This window comes from Phenylobacterium sp., assembly GCF_030693805.1.
In the GTDB taxonomy this organism is placed as follows: domain Bacteria; phylum Pseudomonadota; class Alphaproteobacteria; order Caulobacterales; family Caulobacteraceae; genus Phenylobacterium.
The window spans coordinates 1-1,357 of sequence record NZ_JAUXZW010000259.1; the positions used below are offsets into that span (position 1 = coordinate 1).

The window sequence follows — 1,357 nt, forward strand, 5'->3', positions numbered from 1 at the left end:
GCCGGGCCGCCCCAAGACGAAACAGCCCCCTTGGGGGGCAGCGACCCGCGCAGCGGTGGAGCGTGGGGGCATGTTCTTACTCGATGTTCTGGACCTGCTCGCGCATCTGCTCGATCAGCACCTTCATGTCCACCGAGATGCGGGTCAGGTCCAGCGCGGCCGATTTGGAGCCCAGGGTGTTGGCTTCACGGTGCAGTTCCTGGATCAGGAAGTCCAGGCGCTTGCCGACTTCGCCGCCCGCCGCCAGCAGCCGCTCGATCTCGTCCAGGTGCGAGCGCAGCCGGGTCAGCTCCTCGGCGACGTCGATGCGTATCGCGTAGGACGCGGCTTCGTTCAGCGCGCGCTCCTGCAGCGCCTGCGCTGGGATCGGCGTTGTCGTGGCAGTGTTTGCGCTTGCGATCGCCTCGTTCCAGCGTTCGAGGAATCGTTCCTGCTGGCGCTTCACGACAGCCGGCACCAGCGGCTCGGCCTGGTCGGCCAGTGCGCGCAGCGTCTTCAGCCGGTCGGTCAGCATGGCCACCAGGCGGGCGCCTTCGCGCGCCCGCGCTTCGCGCAGGCCTTCGATGCAGCGTTTGGCGGCGCCCAACGCCGCCTCGTCCAGCCGCACCGCCGGCGCGCTGCCGCGGCACCATTGCAGGATCTCGTTGACCGACAGACCGCGTGCCTCGGGCAGCCAGCCGCGGACCGTGTCGTCGAGCCGCAGCAACTGGTTGATCTGTTCCGGACTCGGCTCGGGCCAGGCGTTGTCGGTGTCACGCTGCGTGCTCAGGCGCAACTCGATCTTGCCGCGCCGGAAGTTCGCGCTCAGCAACTCGCGCAGTGCCGGCTCGAGCCCGCGCAGCTCGTCGGGCAGGCGAAAACCCAGGTCGAGAAAGCGCCCGTTGACCGAGCGCAACTCGATGCTGACCGCACCTGCCGCGATCTCCCCATCGCCCGGCGCCGACGCCGCGCCGGCATAACCCGTCATGCTATAAACCGACATTGCACCGCGCCTCAGAGAACCCGTTCGATTATGTCAAAGCCCAAGCCAGCCCCGCTGCCTTCAGGCACCGTGGTCGGGGGCTACCAGATCGTCAAGAAGCTGGCCGCGGGGGGCTTCGGCGTTGTCTACCTGGCCGAAGCCGAAGGCGAGCAGTTCGTTGCGATCAAGGAGTATCTGCCTTCTTCGCTGGCCGAACGCTCACCAGGTGAGTTGACGCCGCGCGTCAAGCCTGACAAACAGCCGCTGTACCGGCTCGGGCTGAAGAGCTTCTTCGAAGAAGGTCGGTCGCTGGCGCAGATCAGCCACCCGAGCGTGGTCTCGGTGCTGAATTTCTTCCGCGAGAACGAAACCGTCTACATGGTGATGAACTACCTG

General features: G+C 66.7%; 2 protein-coding genes. One reads left to right on the top strand and one right to left on the bottom strand.

Going from position 1 to position 1,357, the window contains the following annotated elements; genetic code table 11:
* Positions 1-76: 76 nt before the first annotated feature.
* Entirely contained in the window at positions 77-967 is an 891-nt protein-coding gene (locus Q8M88_RS09990; protein ID WP_305596942.1) for a YicC/YloC family endoribonuclease, read from the bottom strand.
* Between the two features lie 45 nt (positions 968-1,012).
* Here Q8M88_RS09990 and Q8M88_RS09995 point away from each other — a divergent pair.
* On the top strand, positions 1,013-1,357 hold a 345-nt coding region (locus tag Q8M88_RS09995; RefSeq protein WP_305596944.1), incomplete at its 3' end, for a protein kinase.

Excerpts from the sequence above, each read along its gene's own strand:
- Q8M88_RS09990 (WP_305596942.1), bottom strand. The coding sequence starts at position 967 with ATGACGGGTTATGCCGGCGCGGCGTCGGCGCCGGGCGATGGGGAGATC.